Here is a 22,590-nt window from a genome sequence, read left to right as displayed (position 1 = left end):
GTTGTTTTAACGCTTACTTAATCACTAACGATTGATGACGTTAGATATCAAGTTCTTTGTCTTCAACGTGGTTGGTGATCATCGCTTCAGTGGTGATCATCAAGCCAGCAACAGACGCTGCGAATTGAAGCGCTGAACGTGTTACTTTCGCAGGGTCCAAGATGCCCATTTCGATCATGTTGCCGTATTCACCTGTTGCAGCGTTGTAACCGTAATCGGAGTCACCAGCTTTGACAGCGTTCGCCACAACAGAAGCTTCGTCACCTGCGTTAGTTGCGATTTGACGAAGAGGCTCTTCCATTGCACGTAGCGCAACTCGGATACCCACGTTTTGGTCATCATTGTCGCCTTTTAGATCCGCCAATTCTTTCGCGATCTTAGTTAGGGCAACACCACCACCAGCAACAATACCTTCTTCAACCGCTGCGCGAGTAGCGTGTAGCGCATCGTCCACGCGGTCTTTCTTCTCTTTCATCTCAACTTCGGTTGCAGCGCCGATCTTGATCACCGCTACGCCGCCAGATAGCTTCGCAACACGTTGTTGAAGCTTATCTTTGTCGTATTGAGAAGTGGTTGTTTCGATTTGTTTTTCAATCGAAGCCACACGATCAGCAATCGCGCTTGCTTCTGCTGCGCCACCCACAATGGTTGTTGTGTCTTTGGTAATGGTCACTTTCTTCGCACTACCTAGTTGCTCTAACGTTGCTTTTTCGAGCTCTAGGCCGATTTCTTCAGAGATGACCGTACCAGCAGTTAGTACCGCAATGTCTTCCATCATCGCTTTACGGTTGTCACCAAAGCCAGGCGCTTTCACCGCGGTCGCACGCACGATACCGCGCATGTTGTTCACAACCAATGTCGCTAACGCTTCACCTTCGATGTCTTCAGCAATGATCAATAGCGAGCGAGAAGATTTCGCTACTTCTTCTAGTACAAGCAATAGCTCGCGGATGCTGCTGACTTTTTTGTCCACCAATAAGATGTATGGGTTGTCTAGCTCGACGCTGCCATTTTCTTGGTTAGTGATGAAGTATGGCGACAAGTAACCGCGGTCAAATTGCATACCTTCAACCACAGACAATTCGTTGTCTAGACCTTGGCCTTCTTCCACCGTAATCACGCCATTGCGACCCACTTTTTCCATCGCTTCTGCAATGATTTCACCGATCGCGCGATCGCTGTTTGCAGAAATGCTACCCACTTGGATGATGGATTCTTTGTCGCTGCATGGCTTAGACATTTCACGTAGTTTCTCAACCGCCGCTTCAGTGGCTTTGTCGATACCACGTTTTAGGTCCATTGGGTTCATGCCAGAGGCTACCGCTTTAAGACCTTCATTGATGAAAGATTGCGCCAGTACGGTAGCCGTCGTTGTACCGTCCCCCGCTTCATCATTCGCTTTGGACGCCACTTGTTTCACCATTTGTGCGCCCATGTTTTCGAACTTATCTTTCAGTTCGATTTCTTTCGCTACAGACACGCCATCTTTGGTGATGGTTGGCGCGCCGTAAGATTTATCAAGCACAACGTTGCGGCCTTTCGGGCCTAGTGTCACTTTTACTGCGTCCGCCAGTAAGTTCACACCTTTCAGCATTTTTTGACGTGCGTCATTAGCAAATAATACGTCTTTTGCAGCCATGGTTATCTCCTCAAAAAACTACTACAAAAATAATTACTCAACGATTGCTAACACATCAGATTCGGACAGAATTAAGTATTCTGCGCCGTCAATTTTCTCGGTTTTCACGCCGTAACCGTCATTGAAAATGATTTGGTCGCCCACTTTGACTTCCATCGCAGCGCGTTCGCCATTTTCAAGACGTTTACCTAAACCAACAGCAATGACTTTCCCGCGGTTTGATTTTTTCACCGACTGAGAAGTTAAAACGATTCCCCCTTCAGATTTATTTTCCACCTCTTGTCTTTCAACAATTAGCTTGTCATTTAAAGGACGAATTTTCATTTTTAAGTGCCTCCTACTTGGAACCAAAAATAAAAGACAAAATAAACATCAAGATGGATTTGCGAGTCGACAGCTCGCTTTCGATGAAAATAATAAGGTCGAAAAATGAGAGTTCAAGAGGTGAATTTGATAAAAATTTTTTATTAAATTAAATAAAATTTTCTATCGAATTATCGCATTCACAACCACTTAGCATCTCTTTATGATGGAAAATGTGCTCAATCAAATCTAGAGTGGTTACGTACTCTTAAAAAGGATAATCAAACAATGAAAAAGGCCGTATCTCTATTTCTTGCAACGTTATGCGTTGGCTTCCTCTCACCCAACGTGTCAGCTTCTGAACGCGCTGAACAAGGTTGGCAATTGATTGACGAGGGCGCGATGATTGTCGATGTGCGCACGCCGCAAGAGTTTTCTGAAGGGCATTTGGATAATGCCGTCAACTTCCCTTTATCTGAACTTGATAAACATTTTCAAGACGTCGATAAAGATCAAGCTATCGTGTTGTACTGTCGCAGTGGTAACCGCTCTGGCAAAGCGTATCAATACTTACAATCGCAAGGCTTTACGAATCTGCACAATGCAGGTGGCTTTGAAGAACTACAAGACGCCAAATAGTCGTCTCCGTTCTAATATACAAAGTAAAAGCACAGAGCGCGTCGCAAGCGTATTGTAACGCGCTCTGTTTCTAAATACTTATCTACAACAACTCTACTATCTGGGCCCTGCATCAAATTGAGTCAGGTTATCCGATATCTCGATCCATGGCGCTTTCGATGCGACAAAAATATGGAAATCAGGCTTGTGAGAAGGTGTGTCATCCAAGATACCAAGGCGAATATTGACGATCCCATTGTTCTTTTTCGAATACAGGCTCGATCCGCAGTGGCGACAAAAGCATAGCATGGTATTTTCGCTTTTCTGATAAGTTTGAATATCTTCTTTCCCTTGGATAATAAGCAGTTTATCCAACGCAATACCACCGGCAGATGAATAGTCAGAACCTGTGAACTTGCGGCATTCAGAGCAATGGCAATTTCCCATGTACTTAAATTCATCTGCCACTTCCAACTTTACCTTGCCGCACAGACATGAGCCTTTTAGTACTTCCATTTGAATTCCTTTTTGTTATGAATCTAATTGAATTAGATGGCTATCTCGACACCATGCCATTGCAATACGAAAAATTAAAGACAGGCAATACAGGTTTTCAAAAATGAAACGAAAATGTAAAACTTTCCATTCAGAGGGAAGTGCGCTGACACGTGAAAAATAGAGCTATTTTAGATACAAAAACACCAAGCAATAACGCTTGGTGTTTACCTCACAGAATGTCGCCTCTGAAAAGGCGCTTTCCGCTGTGCTTAAAAAATGCAGTGTTTAGTAAAGCTGGTCGCTTCGTTTGCAGTCCAGTCACCTTTCGGCTTATCTTTCAGGTTTTCACACCATTGCTCGCTGCCGACACCATCTTGCAGAACACAATGCTTTGCAAAGTCTACCGCGTTGTCTGCTGTCCATTCTGTTTTTGGCTTATCGCGCATGTCGTTACACCAGCCTTCAGTGCCCACTTCATCACTACAAGCGGTCAAAGCAGAAGCCGCCAACATCAGCATGACTAGTTTTTTCATAAATTTAAGGTTCCAGTTGCAAACAATAGTAAAATTAAACTCAATCTCTTCAACACGTGCCCATTCAAGTGTCTGAATAAAGGCGTCACTAGCTGAAGTGACTTTTGTATCAACTATAACGAAATTATCAGTCTACGTGTTAAGACATCGAAAAATTATTGAGCGACTCTGTGTAAAGCGCGCCATTCTAAAAGCTATAGGCAGCGCGCTTTTGTTAGCTCACCAACCTTAAAAGAGCCAGTACCAAAGCACGTTAAACGCAGCTCTAATGCCATTTGTTCAAAGTGATCGACGACAGACTGCGTGCTGATCGTCGCAGCTTTTAATACCGCACCAGCTTGCCCAATGAGATTAGCCCCCAAATGAATGGCTTTCGCCGCTTCAAGTCCGTTATGAACACCTCCCGAGGCGATCAAGGGTAATGTAGGATGCAGTGCGCGGATTTGAGCCAAACATGTTGCTGTAGGGACACCCCAATCGCGGAAAAGCTCGGCTGCACGCTGCATTCTCGGATTATCTTGGCAATACCCTTCAACCGCACTCCAGCTTGTACCACCCGCGCCCGCAACGTCAATTGCATCCACACCAGCATCAATTAATCGCTGCGCAACGTGTCCGCTAATACCAAAACCGACTTCTTTGATAATGATAGGAACCTTCACGCGAGATTTAAGCATCTCAATTGCCTGGAAAACACCAACCCAATTGTGGTCGCCATTTTTCTGAAACGCTTCCTGCATTGGATTAACGTGCACAAACAAGGCATCTGCTTGAATCGCCTCAACCGCACGTTGCGCATTATCGAGTTTACCTTTATCGAGCAATTGAGCGGCTCCAAGATTGGAATACAACGGTACTTCTTTCGCCAACTCACGAATGGTTTTACCCAAGCCCGAATGCTGACTTTCTTCTAAGCTAATCCGTTGCGAGCCGACGCCCATGGCAATACCTAATTCACTTGCGGCTTCAGCCAAACGACAATTGATCGTTTCTGCGTCTTTTGCTCCGCCAGTCATCGAGCTAATCAAAAATGGTAGCGCTAATTGATGACCAAGAAACTCTGTCGATAAATCGATCGCGTGAAAGTCACATTCTGGCAGCGCACAGTGTTCAAACTCGACAGACTCAAAACCCGCCGTTTTATGCTTCATGCTCATATCATGATGTAAAACAGCATCTAGGTGTAAATCTTTTCGGTTAGTTTGCGGAGCCATAATGTCACCCTAAAGTAAAACAGTCGCGCAGTATTGCGATCCTTATCAGTAACGTCAATGCGAATTTTGTGAATTTGCCGGATTACTTTTCCGAAACGAGTAATGAGTCTCGACTGCCCCTGACATTATAAGAAAAGAAACTCGCTTTCCGTTTTAAACAAGCCGGCAAGTTTCTCTTCAAATTGAGATAATCAGCGTACGATACCCATGATGCAAATGGATCACATTGCTCTGTAGTTTACTTTACGCTGTCCGACAGAATTAGCGACACAACAGTGCTTGTCGTCGTTGGTTCAAACTGTTCGGGATCATCACAGAATTGAATTTTTCCTTTTTCTTCTACATGGAACAGCGGTACAACTGAACTACCTTTGTGATGCGCTAAATAATCTTGATACGTGAAGTTATCGCTCAATTTCGTGTGTTTAACCTCTGCACCACGACTTAACATACTGGCTAGCTGGGTATAGCTTACATTGCCGCCCATCAGCAATTTACCATGGTACTCCTGAGCCACGGAGTGCTTCTCGCTGCCATTGCTGTTGGTTTTCACTTTTTGTAAGCAGTGAACTTTATCTTCCCCGAACTCGTCGACGAATTGCATGCAAGCCATAATGTTGAAATGCTGATCGGGCGTTAATGCAACCACTTGACCTATTCCTATCAAGTTCAAGTTGTCGTCCGCGTGACTAGAAATAGGGTTGCCGTAATAGTAATCCAGTCCCAACATACGAACCTGACTGATGTACTCCCAGTTTGAGTCAGTCATTAATACGCGACGGTCATAACGCGACAACGCCTGCCCTATTTCTCTTGCTACTCGGTTAGCACCAATCAACAAGAAGCCGCGTGGTGCTGGCTCTGCGATGCCCAACGTCAGCGCTACAGGACGTGCCGTCGCACTTTGTAACACGACCGTTCCTATAATCACCATGAAGGTCATAGGGACCAGTAAAATCGCTTCATCAATGCCGTATCCAGTCAATTTGATCGCGAAAAGAGACGAAATCGAAGCAGCAACAATACCGCGCGGTGCAACCCAAGACAAAAACAGCTTATCTTTGAGACGCAAGTTGCTGCGGAAGGTTGAAAGAAAAATCGATAACGGACGCGACACTAACTGCATAAATACAAACAACAATAACGCACCGCTACCTAGCGCAGCAAAATCATCCAGACTGATTCGAGCCGCAAGGAAGATGAACAATCCGGTGATCAGTAAAATGGTTAAATGCTCTTTAAAATGCAGAATTTGCTGAATATTGATGTCTTTAGCGTTTGCGAGCCACATACCCATTACGGTGACGGTTAGTAACCCAGCTTCAGACTCAATGTGGTTAGAGACCGAAAATACACCTAGAACCACCATCAAAACCGCAAATGGCTGCAAATATTCCGGTAGCCAAGAACGACGCATGATCGTCGCAACTGCATAGCCTGAGGCCGCACCTAGCATGACACCGACAGCAATGATCGTCCCAAACACTTCGACGCTATTTATCGCACTGTGAGATACGATAAACTCGTAAACCATCACAACAAAAAGCGCACCGAGCGGGTCAATCAAAATCCCTTCCCATCGCAAAATGTTAGCAAGCGTACTGTTAGGTCTTACGGTTCGTAGAAGTGGCACGATGACCGTCGGCCCTGTTACTACGGTTAAGCTGCCGAACAACATGGCAAGCTCCCAAGTAAAGCCGAGGAAATAGTGTGTTGCGATACTGGTCGCTGCCCACGAAATGATCGCCCCGATGGAAACAATGCTCCATACCGAACCACTCACGCCACGAATTTCTTTAAAATTTAAGGTCAAACTGCCTTCAAATAAAATCACTGCCACCGCTAAAGAAACCAACGGAAAGAGCAAATTACCTAATATCTCATCAGGATTTAACCACTGCATAAATGGCCCGACGATCAGCCCTGCCAACAACAAAAATAAAATCGCTGGCAAACGCAATCGCCAAGCTAACCATTGGCAACCTAAACCAATAACCCCAACCGCTGACAGCACCAGCGCTTCATTACCCACTTGCATCAATAATTACCTGTTTTTGTCTTTTTTCGCGTGAATGCGCTATACCCGAATACATTCAGCCTTACGGTCAAATAGAAACAACCGAACGTGCAAATCAAACGACTGACCTTCGATGACATCGCTACGAAACGCACATGTTTGAAGTCATTTGGCGATCGCATCAGAACTATGAATATAGTTGACCCCCAATGACTTAACGACTCATTTTTGTTCATCAGGTTTTAAAGTGGCACACAAGTGTGCGACTTTGTCGAATTCATCATTACGCATTGAGTTTCATTATGTAGAATGATTTCTAAAGAAAGCGCGGAACCTAGCACTATATGAGGCTAAGGCATAGAGCATGAACTAAGCTTTAGCGTAAGTGCTCAAAGTTAAGAATCGTGTGTCACGCGACGTACGCAAGGAGAAATGGATTGTACGTAATACTAGCACTGTTCATGGCGTGTCTCGCCATCCTCATCGGAGTGAAAGCCGCCAACCGAGCTGCACTTTTAGAAAAAGAACTAGCCAAACTTCGTGAGGAAGTCACATCACTACGAGCCAGTGTCCATGAGGGCTCAAACCAACAAGCGCACCAACAATTCAGCATCGAGAAAGACACACCATCTGTAGCGACGTCACCTCACATAGAATCACCACAGAAAGATGTCTCATCCTCTGGGGAACATGATCCAGCTACCAACCTAGACTTGGACCAGAGCGCTGCGAATCAAGGGTACACCCAGACAAGAGAAGTGCAACTGGATGTTTTTAGTCAAGAAAATGAGTCATTCCTTCAGAGTAAAGTTCAGAGCCTGCTTAGCAACATTCAAGAAAATTGGTTGGTTTGGGTAGGCGCATTGGCCATGCTGATCGGTGGAGGTTATCTCGTACAGGTGATTGGTAGCCACATCCAGTTTTCGCCATTTATGCGAGTGTCCTTTGCCTTTGTGATCTCATTACTTATGGTGCTTGTTGGCGAGTGGTTTCACCGTAAAGAACAACAGAATCCGCAGCGGGCAGCACGAGCCCAAGGCTTTACGTATGTTCCTGCTGCTGTTACCGGTACGGGATTAACGGGTATTTACTGCACCGTCATTTTTGCCTTTGTGGTTTATCAAATGCTAACGCCGAGTATCTCGTTGATCATTTTGGCTTCAGCCGCATTTTTCAGTTTAGCATTATCATTGCGACAAGGGCCGTTAATGGCCGTGCTTGGCTTAATTGGTGGCTACACAGCACCACTGTGGATTGGAGGTAGTGAACCCAACTACTTTTTGTTAGCCGGATACATCTGCGCAATTTCGTTCGCGGCGACCTTATTGATGCAAAAAGTGCGTAGGGCATGGATTACGCCAAGTATCGCGATTCCACATGTCATTTGGATGTTGCTGTTAATTGAGAGTGTACCAACAGAACTGTTGTTCTCGTGGCTCGCGATTTCTCTCTCCATCACTTTGTATCTCATTTTCGCGGTTCCGAGAATGGGTTGGATGCTCAATCCTCGCTTTCGTCACTATCAAAGCAAGTGGACAAACTCGCCGACCGCTACCGCTCTCGCAACTGCTTTATTGACCTTTTCTGCCGTCACCAGAATGCCGGAGCTGAACACTCTACAAATGGCGTACTGTTATACGCTGCTTGTTGCGATCATCTGGCTACCAGCACTTCGTACAGGCTGGTCATTACGTGTATTTTTGCCATCCATTCTCGTCTCGGCAACCGCGCTGATTGTTCTTACTATCGCTTTTGATGCGCTGTATATGTTAGAGCGAGAAGCTAGCATCCTATTCGCATTGGCGGTGAGTATTGCGCTGATCTGCTATCGAACATATTACCAATCACTTAGTGACCGTTCGCAACTCAGTGGGCTGCTTCTGCTGGTACTGGCTCCCGCGATGAGCTTAATTACGTTGTTTTATATTGACGAATTTATGCAGGGCTACCTGTGGTATTGGGCTGCATTCTGCGCATTGATAGCCACTTACTACGTTGTGCTTGGTCAGCGTGCACGTTCGTTGGCATTAGAATGCTCTGCCGTTATGCATGCTTTAATCATAGGTATTGCTTTTGTTTGGTTGAGCGATACTTGGTTAACAACAGCAATCTCAATACAAGTTGCGATAATGGCCTTACAGGCTCAAGTCGGGTTATTTCGACCTGCGAGTTGGGCGATTAAAGTGACAATGGGAATACTGGTTATCCGACTCACGCTGCTACCTTTCATCCCCGAATGGCAACCGGTAGAAGCTGGGCATTGGGCTTGGGTTCTGGTGAGTTATATGCCTTCTCTCTTCATCTTGTCTTATGCTCGTTCAACACTAAAACAAGTGGACCGAGAACTGACCAACTGGTTTGAAGGGGCGTTTTTACATGTATTCTTAATGGCATTGTTCACCCAAACTAACTACTGGTTAACGGGGCAATATGGTTACTTGGGGCACATCGACTTCACAAGTGCGGCAGTCTTTGCCAATCAAGCATTAGTTATGGGTTTGGTATACAGCTACCGCAGCCAATTTGCGCAACGCTTAAGCCGTATCTACGAAATCTATAGTTACTTGCTTTGGTGCGCGTTCGCTATATTGATTATTTTGCTTAATACGGCAGAATCGCCGTTGGTGACTGATAACGTCTCGGCACAAGCACTTCCCATCTTTAACATGCTGAGTATCGGCTGGCTGTTACCAGCTTGCATCCTGCTTATCGCAACGTTTAAGCGCTGGAATACGTTGCAAGTTCATCGATTTGCGATTGCTAGTCTAGGCTTTTTACTTGCAGCCATTTGGTTGGGGATGTCTATCCGTCAATTCTGGCAAACCACATCGATGATGCTGTATCAGCCAACCAGCATGGCAGAGTTGTTCAGTTATTCAGTGGCTGGCTTGCTCGTAGGTGGATTGCTTACTTGGCGCGGCGTGACCCAACAGGGGCTGATGATGCAGCGTGTCGGTCTAGTGGTCCTTGCCTGTGTCGCACTGAAAGTATTCTTATGGGATGTGAGCTCTCTGGATGGGTTCTGGCGAGCGATAAGCTTCTTAGGCTTAGGTGCGTCTTTGATAGCACTTGGATGGCTATTCCAGAAATTGAATCGTTCGGTGGCAAAAGCACTCGAGCCCTAGACGAGTCAAAGAGAGATTCCCGACAGTGCGCTGTTTTCGTTATTGGGGGACGATAACAGTGTAAAGCCGGGAATCATTGGAGTGTTCGTTACTTCAGTAAAGCGACCACAGTATGACGACGCACGTTTGCTTGCGCATTCAATGCCTGAAAAGTTGAAGTAAACTCGCCAGACTTTTGCATGAATCCATCCAGTTTTGCATTCACCTCATTGACTGAAAGCTGTGCGGTTTTGGTTTGGATAGAACGCATTTGAGTATTCAGTTCACCATGAAAAGCTTTCGCTTCCTGCAAGCTCGTTTGAACTTGTTTCAGATGCTGATTTACTTTGGCAATCGTCTGCTTGATGCCGTCGCGTGAGCCTAGATCAAACCCGAGCTCCGCAATACCATCTGGCTCAGACTTTAAGTTCAAAACGTTAGGCTGTCCCGCAGGGAAGCGGTGCCCTTCCCCCGTTACCATCACCTTTTGCTGCATTTGTTGATAAGCGTTGTCTCTGGCTTCAAACAAAATGCTGCCATCATCGGCTAATGAGGCTCGCATTCCTAACGCAATCAAGCTGCGATCCAGCATTTTGACCGTTCGCTCACCGTCTGATTGTCCATCAAACTGAATCATCACCGCTTGACCTTGAGGAAAATCCAAACGGATTTGCTCGGCCTTGTCGCTTAAGCGATGAACATTCAAACCTGGAATAGAAAAGCGACGAATATCCGCTTTATCCAGTTTTAAGTGCAGTTCGTTATTTAGGACTTTCTGGCCATCGAAACGTGCTTGCTCAACGACTTTTTGGATGGTGGCTTTAGAACGAACCAATGTATCCTGCAAACCAGGAACATTTTGTACGCCTTGATTAATAGCTTGCGTCAAACCACGTTTAATTTGCGTGAGCTCTTTGCCAATCACCTGCAGCGATTTGGACGCGATCTGAACCGCCGTGGCTTGCTGCTGACCCTGCGTAAGCTGAATACCAGATACAGAGTAGGCTGACGCAGTGTCAGCCTGAATTTGCGCCGGGCGCGGTTTAATTGCCGTACTTGAGTCTGCAGAACGGGTCGGCATGATAGAGGCTTGTTCTTGTCCACCTAAGCGTATGCTATGGGGTCTAACCTCTACTGTACTCATTACCATAAAAAGAACTTCCTAACCTTATAAACGGTCAAACAGCGACAAACCATCGATCTTCACATAGCTTGCTTGCGTTGCTTGCAAAGCGGCCATGTAATTACTCAATCGTACCGACGCTTCACCATAGTCCAGAGCAGAGAGGTCTCCAGATACTTTGTCAACGAACAGCTTGTTTTCACTGTGCGCGCCACCAACAAGATCTAAGTTGTTGTGTCGACCACCAATCTCAGTCATGGTCCCTAGTACGTTTGAAAAAGTATCGTCGATAGCGCTGATACTCGCCTCAACTTCAGCTCTGAAGTTGGCGGTAGGGCTCTCAAACTCTTTGATCAGCGCATCAATTTGGTTAAGCACGTTATGGCCTCCCCCAAGGTCCAATATTTCTTTTGCAGTCATATTGGAATCCATCGTGACACCTTTAGCAATTGTTACTACGCGCTTGTCACTATTACCTTCAATTACGTAGCTGCCGCTCGCTTTACTTACAGCCGCAGTATCCGTTTTAGTACCAGAGAAAAGGTAGTGCCCTTCTTCATCCTGCGCGTTAAAAGACGACTCAATAGAGTCACGGTAACTCTTAAGCTCTGTAATCATACCGCCACGACTTTCGTCAGTAAGAGAGCCGTTCGCCCCCCAAAGCGCGATGTCTCGCATGCTTTTTAAGCTTTCTTTGATCGAATCTAAATGGGTTTCTTGACTCGATAGCGTCGTTTTTACGTTTTCAATGTTGTTTTTGTACTGAGCAATCGCACTGGTTTCTCGGTCTAAGTTAAGCAACTTGATCGAAGCCATTGGATCGTCAGACAGCTTGGTCAAGCGCTTGCCAGTAGACATCTGTTGCAGAGCTTCGCCTAATCCCGCGCTATTGCTCTGCAAGCTGTGCAACATCATTTGACTAAATTGATTGTCACTAATTCGCATCTAAACTTTCCTCTTAGAATAACTGCAGAATAGAATCGAGCAGTTGATTTGCTGTGCTGATCACTTTCATGTTGGCATTGTGCGCATTAGCAAACATCATTAGGTTAGCCGCTTCTTCATCGCTGTTTACGGAACTAACATTATCGCGAGCTGCGTGCGCTTGCTTGTTCATGGCTAACTTCGCTTGATAATCAGCATTAGCTTGGCGTGCTTTAATTGCGGTTTGACCCACCATTGAACTAAAGGCATCGTTCAAGCTTACTGAGCCGTAACCTGATACCGCCACTGGCTTGTTGCTTAACTCGATCAATGATTGCAACGCATCTGCGTTACCAGGTGTTCCATCACTTGAGAACGCAAGCTCATCTGGAGTTAGCTTGGTAATATCCAAACTGGCTGCAGGGTTTGCTGGGTCATAGCTGAACAAAGGTTTACCTGGGTTGCCATTTAAGTCTTTGCCAGTCGCAAGCACGGCGTTGTATTCATCCGCGAGAGCTTTCGCCATGTCATTCAGAGCCAATTGGTTTGGTTTCAACACTTCGGTTTGATAGTCATTAATCGCACCTAATTTGCCACCAAGCGAGTCACCAATCGCAAAACTTTGATTCGAGAACGTGACGTGTAAGTCCGCCAAGTAAGGATCACTCGGGTCAGGAATGGCTTCCAGTTTGCCATGGTCCGTACCCATCACAAGCGGTTGACCAGAGGTTAGTGTGACCTGAACACTGCCGTCATGCTGCTGTGTTGTTTTGATTTCAATGGTTTGAGATAACTCACCGATTAACCTATCTCGTTCATCCATTAACTGTGATGGGTTACCACCTGTACCTTGCATCTCTACCAGTTGCTTGTTCACCTTCGCGATATTTTCCATAAGGCTATTCGCGTGGTTAAGCGCTGCATTACGTTGGTCGCTCATGTCTTTATGTTGATTGTATAAAGATTCGGTAAGCGTATTAAAACGGCGGGCCAAAGCTTCAGATTCGTTAATGATCTGCTGGCGGTAAGGTATGGATTCCGGCTTAACGGTCGCATCGTTAAGCGCAGCGTTTAGCGAGTCCAAGCCAGCCGATATACTGAAACCATCGGCACCAAGCGTATTCTCCAGCTGACTCATGTTACTGGTGTATCCAGATGCGTATGCCGCCATACTGTTAGTCGACCACGTTTGCTTAATCAGAAATTGATCAGTAACGCGGCGAATGCTAGTGACTTCTACCCCTAAACCTGGACTTAAGCGATTGGCTTTACCATCATCGACAGACGCCATCAACGCTTGTTGACGACTGTAACCCACGGTATTCACGTTTGCCACGTTTTGCGCGGTTACGTCTAGGGCCACACGGTTCGCGCCTAAACCTGAAAGGGCAATATTAACTAGGTTCATTTACAGCTCCATTTTTCTGATCAACGGCTGAGAAAACGCGGTAGTCATACCGGCCTCACCGAATACCTGTTTAACAGAGGCGACGGCTTGAGAAGCGGTATTAAATAGGCTTGAATTCTTCTCCACCTCTTTAGAATCTACTTGTGAGATAGATTCAGAATTCGAACCTTTACCATCGTTAGCGGATGAGATGTTGCGCGCAGCATCGAAAGCAACCTCACGCATAGACGGGCTCAGCTGCTGGATGAGCATATTGGCAATGCCTGAGCTCTGTTTCTTTGCTAGTTCCATCGCCAGCTGACCGTCATACATATCACGGAACACCCCTTGTTGCTGACTGGCAAACGGGCTGTCTTTATCAGCAAGAGCGTCACTACTGCTACGCATTTGGCGTAACACCATTTGTAGGAACATTGCCTCAAATTGACCTGCGACGACTTCAAGTGCGCCTTCTTGATCACGACTATGCTTGATGTTAGCCAATGCACTGTTGTCGTGATAAAGCATCGAATTTAACTGAGTTTGTTCATTGGTACTGTCTAGCTTCATCCTTAACTCCTTATATCACGACCAATTCAGCGTTCAATGCACCCGCTTCACTCAAAGCTTGCAGGATAGACATCAAGTCTGTAGGCGTGGCACCTAAACTATTTACCGCATTAACTATGGTGTTAAGTTCCGTGCCTGGAGGCCAAATCACCATCTGAGCGAGATCTTCATTCACATCAAGATCCGTTTGGTTAACGACTTTCGTATCGCCATTTGCAAACGCATTAGGCTGACTAACTTGTTGTGATTCAGAAATTCGCACGGTTAAGTTACCGTGACTTACTGCTGCTTCACTCACTTTGACACTCTTACCGATCACCACGGTGCCAGTGCGAGAGTTAAAGACAATACGAGCAGGTTTACGGCCTTCAACAACGCTCATTTCTTCAAGCATCGACATCATGACGACACGCTGCTGTGTATCTTTTGGTGCACGCATATCAATGCGCGCTTTATTGATCGCAACTGCAACGTTAGGTCCAAAAGTGTTGTTAATTTCACGCGCAATATTTTTTGCTGTAGTGAAGCTAGGCTTGCGCAGGTTTAGGGTGATTTCATCACGTTGGTTGAAATCGGTTTTGATTTCTCTCTCTAAAGTCGCACCATTCGGAACGCGACCCGCCGTTGGTGTGTTCACTTCTACTTTGGAGCCACTTCGCCCCTCTGCAGATAAGCCCCCCACAACCACGTTGCCTTGCGCAATCGCGTACACTTCGCCATCAATACCACGTAAAGGCGTTAGCAATAACGTACCACCGCGAAGGCTCTTTGCATCACCGATTGAAGACACAACCACATCCAACGTTTGTCCTGGGCCTGCCATTGGATCAACGGACGCTGTCACACTCACAGAAGCCACATTTCGTAACTTAGGGTTCATACTGTCATCAATTTGAACCCCAAACTGACGTAGCATGTTGGTAATAGATTGAGAGGTAAATTTCACTTGGTTTCGGTCACCTTGGCCGGCTAAGCCAACCACCAAACCATAACCAACCAGTTGGTTTTCTCGAATGCCGCGAACATCGACCAAGTCCATGATCGGAATTTCCGCTTCAGCACGTGAAGTGCCTGGTAGTCCCAAGGTCAACACCAATAGGAGAGACATAAAGAAAGATTGCATTGTCTTCATTAGAAAGGTACCCATGGGCTGTTGAAGAACTGAGTTAGCCACCCGGCTGCGTTGCTGTCAGCTAGGGCTCCGCGACCTGCGTAGGTAATTCTTGCATCAGCAATTCGTTGAGAAGAAACTTGGTTACTGCGGTTAATATCATCCACACGGACGATACCGGTTAGGCGAATAAACTCGTCGCCTTGATTAAGACGAAGCCATTTTTCACCGCTGATACGCAATACGCCATTAGGTAATACTTCGTGTACCGTTACCGTAATGGCACCTTGAAGCTTGTTGCCTTGTGAACTTGATGCACTGCCATCGAAGTTACGTTTGCCATCCACGCTAACCCCTAACTCATCGATAGTTTTCGTGCCTATGGTCGGCGCCACAAAGTTAATTGCTGAACTTTTACCGAACTTAGTACCCGCATTTTTACTCGATGAGGTTTCTTCTGATAGTTGAACCGTTAATACATCGCCAACTCGGTAAGCACGACGATCCTGAAACAGGGTCATCGTGTATTGGTGACGATAAAGGCTACCAGATTGGGTTTCCGGCAGCGTGTAATCGAGCGTTGGTGGTGCATATTCCTCAGCATTCGGCTCAGGCGGAATAAATTCCTGACGGCCAGCACATCCCACCAGCAACACGGCGGCTACTGCCCAACTCTTAGAAAGCCATTTCATTGCTTTTTCCTTCATCATCACCAATTTCATACTTACATTGATTGCGAAACAAACTTCAGCATGTCATCTGCAGCAGAGACCACTTTCGCATTCATCTCATACGCACGTTGAGTGGTGATCATGTCGACCATCTCTTCTACTACTTGTACGTTTGACCCTTCCAGTGCACCTTGCTTGATAATGCCGGCACCATCAGCTCCTGCAATCAGCTCATCAGCTGGACCACTGGCTTCCGTTTCACGGAATAAGTTGCCACCCATGGCCTCTAAGCCTGCTGGATTGATGAATTTTGCAAGTGTAATTTGACCAAGCTGCTGAGGTGTTGGATCGTCTGCTGTTGTTGTAGTCACGGTGCCATCAACACCTACAGAGAAAGAGACCGCATTGTCTGGGATCTGGATTTGAGGCTCTAAAGGCAGGCCCTGACTGTTCACCATTAAGCCTTCTGAGTTTCTATGAAACTGACCATTACGTGTATACATGATCTGTCCGTCCGAGTTTTCTATTTGAAAGAAACCCTGACCCATTACAGCAAGATCCAACTCTTGCGTTGTGTTTTGGGTATTACCTTGAGTGAATACTTTTTGTGTGCCAACAACGCGAACACCGCTACCTAGCTGAATACCACTTGGTAGTTCGTTAACTTGGTCTACTTGAGCGCCTGGTTGACGCTGAATGCTGTAGAAAAGATCTTCAAATACAACTCGGTCACGCTTAAAGCCAACCGTGTTTACGTTTGCTAGGTTGTTAGAAATGGCAGTCATCTTCGTGTCTTGCGCTGCCATGCCTGTTTTACTTACCCATAATGCTGAATGCATTTTTTACTCCTTGCGGGGCGAGACTTAGCTCGCCGCCATTAATTTGTTACCAGCTTTTGCTAAAGTTTCCGCCGTTTTCATCATGCGAACTTGCATTTCAAAGTTGCGCGTCAGCGACATCACACTAACCAATTCATCAATAGCAGATACGTTACTGCCCTCAATGTGCTCAGGAGAGAGTTGCACGGTTTCATCTGCCGCGAATGGCACGCCATCTACGCTGTGCAGCAAGCTATCGCTCTCTTTTTGCAGTTGATTAATTTCCGGTTTAACCAACTTCAAAGTGCCTGCCACAATTTCTGCACCGCCACCTGGTGGGATCACTGAGACTTGACCACGCTCGCTGATTTCAATCTTTTGATAATCCGGCACAACCAAAGGACCATTGTCACCGAGGACAGGGAACCCATTGATTGTTAGAGCGCCAAAAGTATCGACCTGAATATTGCCTGCACGGGTGTAAGCTTCGTTACCCGCTGGGGTTTCTACAGAGAGATACCCCTCCCCCATAACCGCAACGTCCAACGGACGTCCTGTTTTCACAATATCGCCAGCGTCGAAACGTGTTGAGGCAGAGTTGGTCACAACCATAGTGCGACCATCAAAACCTGGGCCTTGCATCTCTACACTACGCACACGCTCCATATCCGCTCGAAAACCTGCAGTATCAGCATTTGATAAGTTGTTTGAACGAACGTGCTGCGCTTTAAGAACTCGGCTGGCACCCGACGTTGCCGTAAATAACAAACTATCCATGCAAAACTCCCATTACACCGCGTTAAACAAAGCTTGAGTAAGCTTGTCGCTGGTAGAAATTGTCTTTGCGTTTGCTTGGTAGTTGCGTTGTGCAGTCATTAGAGCAACAAGCTCGCTGGTTAAGTCAACGTTAGAACCTTCTAATGCACCCGGAGTTAGGTCACCCATCGTACCTGACCCCGGAACACCCATAATTGGAGCACCTGAGCTAAAGCTTTGAGTCCATGATGTTCCACTCACTTTCGCTAAGCCTTGTGTGTTTGCAAAATCAGCAAGAACAACCTGACCTTGTAGCTGTGATTGGCCGTTAGTGTAAGTCGCGTAAACCATGCCGTTACCTTCAACGCGTACACCTGCAAGCTCACCTGATGTGTAACCGTTAGGACTATTAGTACTTACGCCAAAAGCTGCACCAAATTGCGTGCTGCCTTTCAGGTTAATGTCTACACTCATCGCGTTCGCGCCTGCAGCAGGGAATGAAACATTAAACGGTGCAGTCGGTGTTGAAAGCGAGCCATCTTTACCAAACGTTACAGGCACAGTTGCTACTGGCGTCGTACCGCCATCTACTTGAACGTTCACTTCCCACGAGTTAGAAGCAGTCTTAGTAAAGTACTGAGTTACCGTGTGCGAGTTACCCAATGAGTCGTAGACTTTTGTTGTGTAAGACGAGTTAAATGAGCTTGGATCTTTTGGATTGAATGGCGTTACGGCTTTATCAATAACAGACGCGCTTGCGTCGAAGTTCGCAACAAAATCTAAGCTGTCTGTTGCTTTAGCATTCAGTGAGGAAGTCGATACCTGAATATTACCCACAGAACCTGTCATCAGGTTGTTGTTGCTATCGACACTGTAACCTTGAAGCTTTGCACCGCTGTTAGCCGTAACAAAGTTGTTCTTATCCGTTGAGAACACACCTGAACGTGTGTACAACATTTGGCCCATATTATCTTTAGTAACAAAAAAGCCACCGCCATTAATAGCTAGGTCCATCGCACGGCCAGTTCCTGTGATACTGCCGTCTTTGTCGAAGTTCTGTGAAATTGACGCGACTTCCACACCACCAGGTTGCATGCCGTTATATACAGCGGAGAATTCTGTACGGCCACCTTTAAAACCATACGTTGATGCGTTAGCAATGTTGTGACTGATTGTGTTTAGCTCTGTGTTGGTCGCGTCCAGACCACTTAGTGCGATGTTAAAACTCATAAATAGACCTCTGATTTCCGTATTTGGTTAAGCACCAAACTGAGTGATTTGATAGAAAGGAACGTTGCCAACGCCATGGACATTGACTAATGCTGCGCCACCGGTATTAGGAATGCGCACTTGCTCAACAGTGCCTGCCATCAGCACATTTGGACTTGCTTGCCCTTCTTGCACTTCTACGGCCACTGAGTATTTGCCTGGTTTAAGACCAAGTTCTTCAGGATTAATTGAAAAGTCGACGTCACCTTTGCCGTGAGCACCTAGTGGCACTTTAGTTGATTGACCAAATTCATCTTTAACAACTAACGTGACTTGGTTTGAGCTATGAGCGAGTTCGATTTTTCCGTTTTGTACGTCTTCACCAAGCTGAAATTCATCCGCGTTGACGTAAACCGTTTGCCCAACAAGGCCCGCTGTTGACAGCACTTGCATGTTGTCCAGTAACACCATGCTCTGTTGCATTGTCTTAGACATATTCTCGGTACTTTGTACCTGCGAGAACTGAGCCAATTGACCAACGTATTCCGTACCATCAAGGGGATTAAGTGGGTCTTGGTTTTGAATTTGAGCCACCATCAAAGAAATAAACTCATTCTCCAATGAAGAAGCACTGTTCATGTCTTTAGGGTTTGGTGAGATACCGTTGCTGTCTTTTGCTTTTGTATTTACTGGAGCGTCAGACGATAAAGGGGTGTATTGTGCAATACTCATTAGCTACCCTGCCCTAATCTAAGCAGACCTTGCTGCATACTTTTTACATTGGCTAATACTTCAACATTCGTTTCGAAGCTGCGTGTTGCGGACATCATGTCTGCCATTTCAGCAACTACATCAATATCTGGGTAAAACACATAGCCTTCATCATTAGCCAGTGGGTTGTTCGGCTCAAAACGCTTCTCTGCATCTCCAGCATTTTTAACAACGTCAACAATGCGAACTTCTGCATTGGGATAAGCTCCATTTTCTGTTGTCATTTGCGTTTTTTGGTACACAGTCGCAAATACTGGCTTAAGCGCTTTATAAGCATCTTCTGGATTTGCAGATACTGCATCTGCGTTTGCTAAGTTACTGGCTACCGTATTAAGACGCACAGTTTGTGCTGTCATCGCGGAACCAGTGATCGAGTAAATATCAGTGAATGACATAATTAACGTCCCTCAATCGCTTTCGCTAAGCCATTAAATTTCATGTTGAGAAACGTCAGGCTAGTTTGAAAGTCCATGTTGTTTTGCGTGAATTTTGCTTGTTCAACACCAAGCTCTACGGTGTTGCCATTTTTGCTATTCTGGTAAGGCACCGAGTATTGGGCCTGAACCTGGAGCTTTGGCACCGGTTTGTTCACACCACCTGCCGTTACTTGGTTCATTACGGTGGTGAAACTTAGGTCTTTCGCCAAATACCCAGGGGTGTCAACATTTGCTAGGTTACTGGCGAGGACTTTGGTACGCTGAACGCGAAAATTAAGTGCCTCTGGATGTACTCCTAAAGCATTTTCAAATGTGATCGCCATGCATCTTCCTTACAGTTGGCTCGAATACGCCAACATACAAACAAGATACGTGCCATAAAAAATAGCTATATATATCAATGACTTACAAACAAGGATGGAAGCCAAACTTCCGGCTCTCGGAAAGCATTAAAAACAAGAGGAAAGTGTCCACTTCCTCAACAATAATGCTGACGTTACTCGCTTTGACATCAGAACAAGCATTCGCCAACACCAATGACAAAACCCTAAGCGTTGAAGAGATAAGGTCCGTTGTAGCAACGGATTTCGAACAAGAGGTGGATCGCGTAGCGCTCTCCAATCAGTGGGGGGAGTACAAACTAGACTTCGACATATGGGTGCCCGGTTCAGCCAATCACTTGCCAGAATGTGAATCGCCTTTAGTTATCACAGGTCGTGACAACAACACGTTGCCAGTCGGTAACCTCAAGCGCTCAGTCAGCTGCGACAATATCGCATCACCATGGCGAATTAACGTTACGATAAAGTCTTCGCTGACTCTGCCTGTTTTGGTCGCGACAACCACGGTTGGCCGAAATGAAGTCGTAACGGCTAAACACATAAAGCTTGAAACCCGAACCATCTCTCGCCAAGACGATTTTTATACTCGCCCCGAGCAAGCAGTAGGCTTAGAAACCTCTCGTCGTTTGCGGGCTGGACAAGTGGTTAATCCATCCAATTTGTCGGCCCCACCTCTAATCGAGAAAGGCAATGAAGTCATAGTCATTGCGAGCAAAAATGGATTTAGTGCCAGCACAAAAGGAGTCGCCTTAGAAGATGGAGCGAAAGGGCAACAAATTGACGTGGAAAACCCAAGTTCGGGCAAGGTCATAAGAGCAGTCGTAACTGGATTAAACCAGGTTCATACTCAATTTTGATTTTTTGACTCGGGGTAACATTTTTTAATTTTGGCTCTCGTCAGTAACACTGAACTTCGAGTACAAAAAAAATATTTAATGTTTATCACATTCTAACCGCCTACTTAATTTAGAACATGATGATGAGGACCACAGCATGAAAATCGACAAAGTCGCGGGCGGTCATGTCCCACAAACAAAATTACAGCAAGCAAGCAAACAGCCTGTCGACGTCGTCGAACAGAGCAAAGTACACGAGCCTGCATTTCAAGCGAATACCGTAGCGATAGATCGCGCTCAAGCTGAAATGGCATCACTACCTGATGTTGATATGGAAAAAGTAGAACAAGTACGCAACGCATTAGCGCGTGGTGAACTTAGCCTAGATACAAAAGTGCTATCCAAGGCAATCATGCAGTTCCATACAGGTCACGAGTAATAAAACGCTAGGAAGACATCATGGCAAGCGCAGTATCGCAGCGAATTCAACAATTTGTTCGCTCTATATCTGAGGATATTAAGCTTTATCAACAACTGCTTCCTTTGCTTCAGCAGCAAAAGGTATTGTACTTAAAGTTTGATGGAGAGGCACTGAACGACAATGTTCAGAAACAAATGCCGATACTCAATAAACTCAGCCGCTCCGCCAATGACAGAAGCCAGTGTATGCGAGCGCTGGGGTTAGCGTGTAATGACGCCAGCGTAAAACGAATTTTCAATGCTTTGCCTGCCCAAATAGGTATGCAAGCTAGAAAACAATGGGCGCTATTGGAAACGTTGGTAAGTCAGTGCCAACAATACAATCAGAGCAATGGCCACAGCTCTGCGGCGTTCCATGAGTTGGTCAGTCAACTCAAACAACCTGTGCAACACACTTATGAAGATAAATCGTTCTAAACGATGTTCGTCTTGCCTACAGATTCAGTCGCCATCTCGGCTGAGTACTGTAGGCCTTTTTATTTTTATTGCCTTTCTGTCCTACCTTCCAATCACATGCCAGGCAAAACCAAATGCTGTCGATATTCAAACGCAGTATCAAGTATTAGCACCATACAAGCCACAAATTGCCAAGCGTCTCGATTCATCCAAACCGGTAATTAACCACATTTTCAAACAGCTTCAAAACCACTCATTACCAAATAGCCTAGCCTTAGTGCCAATGTTAGAATCTTCTTACAACCCCAAAGCCGTTTCTCACGCTAACGCCGCCGGACTTTGGCAATTGATACCAACCACAGCGAAACGATTCGGATTAACGATAAATACAAAACAAGACGATCGCTTTGACACAGAAGCCAGCACAACGGCCGCGCTCAAGTACCTGGCGTTTTTATACAACAAATTCGATCAAAATATGGCTCTCACTTTAGCTGCATACAATGCCGGAGAAGGACGTGTTGCACGTGCTATTCAGCGAGCAGGAAGTCGAGATTTCCAACAACTCACGCTGCCTAACGAGACTCGTCAATACGTCAGCCGCTTCTATGCATTGGAAAAGTTGATAGATATCGGTCAGTTACAATCCTCATCATTTCAACCTTTACTCTTGTTTGCTCCAGACGCTCCTATGATTTCACAACCGCTGGTCGACTTTAGCCGACTGCCTCCGCTAGTTAATTTGTGATAAAAGCTACGACAGAGCTCAATGTCAGAGAAACGTAAAATTACAAGATCCTGTTCGGCGAATTTGAAAACTCGTGATCTCTATGC

At 45.9% G+C, this 22,590-nt stretch carries 24 protein-coding genes; 6 read left to right on the top strand and 18 right to left on the bottom strand.

Features of this window, described 5'->3' with window-relative positions; genetic code table 11:
• Positions 1–40: 40 nt before the first annotated feature.
• Positions 41–1,639, bottom strand: coding sequence for a chaperonin GroEL (groL, locus tag R7P67_RS15105; protein WP_318086017.1), 1,599 nt, complete (start codon positions 1,637–1,639; stop codon positions 41–43).
• 33 nt (positions 1,640–1,672) lie between these two features.
• Positions 1,673–1,963 (bottom strand): co-chaperone GroES, encoded by a 291-nt coding sequence (locus R7P67_RS15100; protein ID WP_005373989.1) that lies wholly within the window; start codon positions 1,961–1,963, stop codon positions 1,673–1,675.
• A gap of 267 nt (positions 1,964–2,230) precedes the next feature.
• Between R7P67_RS15100 and R7P67_RS15095 the strand changes: the two genes are divergently transcribed.
• Positions 2,231–2,581, top strand: a complete 351-nt coding sequence (locus R7P67_RS15095; RefSeq protein WP_025768015.1) for a rhodanese-like domain-containing protein — start codon at positions 2,231–2,233, stop codon at positions 2,579–2,581.
• 96 nt (positions 2,582–2,677) lie between these two features.
• Here the strand turns inward: R7P67_RS15095 and R7P67_RS15090 are convergent, their stop codons facing one another.
• The 4 genes from R7P67_RS15090 to R7P67_RS15075 form a co-directional block, all read right to left on the bottom strand.
• Positions 2,678–3,076 carry a GFA family protein gene (locus R7P67_RS15090; RefSeq protein ID WP_005373991.1) on the bottom strand — a complete coding sequence of 133 codons (399 nt, stop codon included), beginning with the start codon at positions 3,074–3,076 and terminating at the stop codon, positions 2,678–2,680.
• 251 nt (positions 3,077–3,327) lie between these two features.
• Positions 3,328–3,591, bottom strand: coding sequence for a DUF3012 domain-containing protein (locus tag R7P67_RS15085; RefSeq protein ID WP_005373992.1), 264 nt, complete (start codon positions 3,589–3,591; stop codon positions 3,328–3,330).
• Between the two features lie 194 nt (positions 3,592–3,785).
• The gene (gene fni / locus R7P67_RS15080) at positions 3,786–4,805 is read right to left on the bottom strand and encodes a type 2 isopentenyl-diphosphate Delta-isomerase (RefSeq protein WP_262652631.1); all 1,020 of its coding nucleotides are present in this window, start codon (positions 4,803–4,805) and stop codon (positions 3,786–3,788) included.
• Between the two features lie 238 nt (positions 4,806–5,043).
• Entirely contained in the window at positions 5,044–6,843 is a 1,800-nt protein-coding gene (locus R7P67_RS15075) for a cation:proton antiporter (protein ID WP_033906291.1), read from the bottom strand.
• Between the two features lie 440 nt (positions 6,844–7,283).
• Between R7P67_RS15075 and R7P67_RS15070 the strand changes: the two genes are divergently transcribed.
• Positions 7,284–9,947, top strand: coding sequence for a DUF2339 domain-containing protein (locus R7P67_RS15070; RefSeq protein WP_411912810.1), 2,664 nt, complete (start codon positions 7,284–7,286; stop codon positions 9,945–9,947).
• A gap of 88 nt (positions 9,948–10,035) precedes the next feature.
• On the opposite strand, the gene R7P67_RS15065 is transcribed toward R7P67_RS15070, so the two are convergent.
• From R7P67_RS15065 to flgB, 12 genes are read right to left on the bottom strand one after another with little or no spacing between them, the layout of a single operon-like run.
• On the bottom strand, positions 10,036–11,076 hold the full coding sequence (locus R7P67_RS15065) for a flagellin (protein WP_005373996.1): 1,041 nt from the start codon (positions 11,074–11,076) through the stop codon (positions 10,036–10,038).
• A gap of 18 nt (positions 11,077–11,094) precedes the next feature.
• Positions 11,095–11,994 carry a flagellar hook-associated protein FlgL gene (gene flgL, locus R7P67_RS15060; RefSeq protein WP_005373998.1) on the bottom strand — a complete coding sequence of 300 codons (900 nt, stop codon included), beginning with the start codon at positions 11,992–11,994 and terminating at the stop codon, positions 11,095–11,097.
• A 13-nt stretch (positions 11,995–12,007) separates the two neighbouring features.
• Positions 12,008–13,381 carry a flagellar hook-associated protein FlgK gene (gene flgK, locus R7P67_RS15055; RefSeq protein ID WP_005374000.1) on the bottom strand — a complete coding sequence of 458 codons (1,374 nt, stop codon included), beginning with the start codon at positions 13,379–13,381 and terminating at the stop codon, positions 12,008–12,010.
• Entirely contained in the window at positions 13,382–13,930 is a 549-nt protein-coding gene (locus R7P67_RS15050; RefSeq protein ID WP_005384422.1) for a rod-binding protein, read from the bottom strand. It lies immediately after the preceding gene.
• 10 nt (positions 13,931–13,940) lie between these two features.
• Positions 13,941–15,077: a flagellar basal body P-ring protein FlgI gene (locus tag R7P67_RS15045; protein ID WP_086026720.1), complete on the bottom strand. Its 1,137-nt coding sequence runs from the start codon at positions 15,075–15,077 to the stop codon at positions 13,941–13,943.
• Positions 15,062–15,733 (bottom strand): flagellar basal body L-ring protein FlgH, encoded by a 672-nt coding sequence (flgH, locus tag R7P67_RS15040; RefSeq protein ID WP_017635111.1) that lies wholly within the window; start codon positions 15,731–15,733, stop codon positions 15,062–15,064. The genes R7P67_RS15045 and flgH overlap by 16 nt, the downstream gene beginning before the upstream one ends.
• A gap of 32 nt (positions 15,734–15,765) precedes the next feature.
• Positions 15,766–16,551: a flagellar basal-body rod protein FlgG gene (gene flgG / locus R7P67_RS15035; RefSeq protein ID WP_005374008.1), complete on the bottom strand. Its 786-nt coding sequence runs from the start codon at positions 16,549–16,551 to the stop codon at positions 15,766–15,768.
• A gap of 24 nt (positions 16,552–16,575) precedes the next feature.
• The gene (gene flgF / locus R7P67_RS15030) at positions 16,576–17,307 is read right to left on the bottom strand and encodes a flagellar basal-body rod protein FlgF (protein ID WP_005374009.1); all 732 of its coding nucleotides are present in this window, start codon (positions 17,305–17,307) and stop codon (positions 16,576–16,578) included.
• Positions 17,308–17,319: 12 nt separating this feature from the next.
• Positions 17,320–18,516, bottom strand: a complete 1,197-nt coding sequence (gene flgE, locus R7P67_RS15025; RefSeq protein WP_017635110.1) for a flagellar hook protein FlgE — start codon at positions 18,514–18,516, stop codon at positions 17,320–17,322.
• A 27-nt stretch (positions 18,517–18,543) separates the two neighbouring features.
• Positions 18,544–19,227: a flagellar hook assembly protein FlgD gene (gene flgD, locus R7P67_RS15020; RefSeq protein ID WP_005384410.1), complete on the bottom strand. Its 684-nt coding sequence runs from the start codon at positions 19,225–19,227 to the stop codon at positions 18,544–18,546.
• On the bottom strand, positions 19,227–19,661 hold the full coding sequence (gene flgC, locus R7P67_RS15015) for a flagellar basal body rod protein FlgC (protein ID WP_005374012.1): 435 nt from the start codon (positions 19,659–19,661) through the stop codon (positions 19,227–19,229). The genes flgD and flgC overlap by 1 nt, the downstream gene beginning before the upstream one ends.
• A 2-nt stretch (positions 19,662–19,663) precedes the next feature.
• Entirely contained in the window at positions 19,664–20,026 is a 363-nt protein-coding gene (flgB, locus tag R7P67_RS15010) for a flagellar basal body rod protein FlgB (protein WP_064376170.1), read from the bottom strand.
• 77 nt (positions 20,027–20,103) lie between these two features.
• Here flgB and flgA point away from each other — a divergent pair, with 77 nt between their 5' ends.
• From flgA to R7P67_RS14990, 4 genes are all read left to right on the top strand, one after another.
• The gene (gene flgA / locus R7P67_RS15005) at positions 20,104–20,901 is read left to right on the top strand and encodes a flagellar basal body P-ring formation chaperone FlgA (protein ID WP_064376169.1); all 798 of its coding nucleotides are present in this window, start codon (positions 20,104–20,106) and stop codon (positions 20,899–20,901) included.
• 136 nt (positions 20,902–21,037) lie between these two features.
• A complete protein-coding gene (flgM, locus tag R7P67_RS15000; protein ID WP_005374016.1) occupies positions 21,038–21,319 on the top strand; it encodes a flagellar biosynthesis anti-sigma factor FlgM in 282 nt (93 codons plus the stop codon).
• Between the two features lie 20 nt (positions 21,320–21,339).
• Positions 21,340–21,777: a flagellar export chaperone FlgN gene (flgN, locus tag R7P67_RS14995; protein ID WP_005374018.1), complete on the top strand. Its 438-nt coding sequence runs from the start codon at positions 21,340–21,342 to the stop codon at positions 21,775–21,777.
• Positions 21,758–22,504, top strand: a complete 747-nt coding sequence (locus R7P67_RS14990; protein ID WP_054576173.1) for a lytic transglycosylase domain-containing protein — start codon at positions 21,758–21,760, stop codon at positions 22,502–22,504. The genes flgN and R7P67_RS14990 overlap by 20 nt, the downstream gene beginning before the upstream one ends.
• Positions 22,505–22,590 lie beyond the last annotated feature (86 nt).

This window comes from Vibrio sp. Vb0937 (assembly GCF_033338855.1).
This window is presented reverse-complemented; position numbering and strand designations above follow the sequence as displayed.